This is a genomic window from Oleiphilus sp. HI0079, from assembly GCF_001635105.1.
Map to the genome: position 1 here is coordinate 1 of NZ_LWFT01001221.1, position 904 is coordinate 904.

The 904-nt window shown below is 46.5% G+C and carries 2 pseudogenes; both read left to right on the plus strand.

Annotated elements, in window-relative coordinates:
* Positions 1 to 189 (plus strand): annotated as a pseudogene (locus tag A3750_RS21640) (ATP-dependent protease); the annotation flags it as partial.
* A 377-nt stretch (positions 190 to 566) separates the two neighbouring features.
* Positions 567 to 904 (plus strand): annotated as a pseudogene (locus A3750_RS21645) (tRNA (guanosine(46)-N7)-methyltransferase TrmB); the annotation flags it as partial.

Below are 904 nucleotides of genomic sequence, written 5' to 3' on the forward strand. Positions count from 1 at the left end.
GCGTTGACGACTGAGCAGAATGATTGGTTGATGAGCACAATTGATGCCTTGGCTTTGTCTAGTAGAGCCGCACATCGAATAATGCGATTGGCAAGAACATTGGCGGATTGCTCGGGGGAATCGAGGATAAGTCAGGGGCATCTGGCGCAGGCCTTGCGCTATCGGCCTATACAAAGGCCAGCAGATTAGCGTGTTGAACTGGCGTTCACAGGTTTAAAAAAAGCAGTTGAACTAAACTGGAGGCAAAAAAAGAGGAGCCAAAACTTGGCTCCTTAATAGGGGTTTCTTCAAGGAAGACAGAACCACGATCGCTTCATCGTGAATCTGTATTACTAAGTATACGCTCAAATTTTGAACAATCGGTGTAGAACATCACTAAATCTGTAACAGATAGTTAAATCGATAAAGCTTTGTGTATGAGATCACAAACTAACCGTATCGCGAGGGCGAGTGATGGCCTTAAACATCGCGTGCTTGCTATGCAGCGCTGCTAATCCTAGAATTCCGCCCACGAGATTTATCAATTACGTTTTCCGATTTACGTTTTAGACTATTCGAGGGATTCCGTGTCTGATCAAGACAATCCAATGCAAAGAGTGATTCGAAGTTTTGTGGTGCGCAGTGGGCGTATGACCGCAGGCCAAACCCGCGGCTGGGATAGTTACTGGGATCACTTTGGTCTTGAGCCGGGGCAGCAACTCGATTTTGCTCAAATTTTCGGTAACTGTAATCCGGTGGTCTTTGAAATCGGGTTTGGTATGGGCAGTTCACTGTTTGAAATGGCAAGTGCAGAGCCAGAGAAAAATTTTGTTGGCGTAGAAGTGCATCGTCCTGGCGTTGGCGCATTATTAGCACAAGCTGGCGATGCAGGCTTAACAAATCTTCGGGTACTCTGTTGTGATGC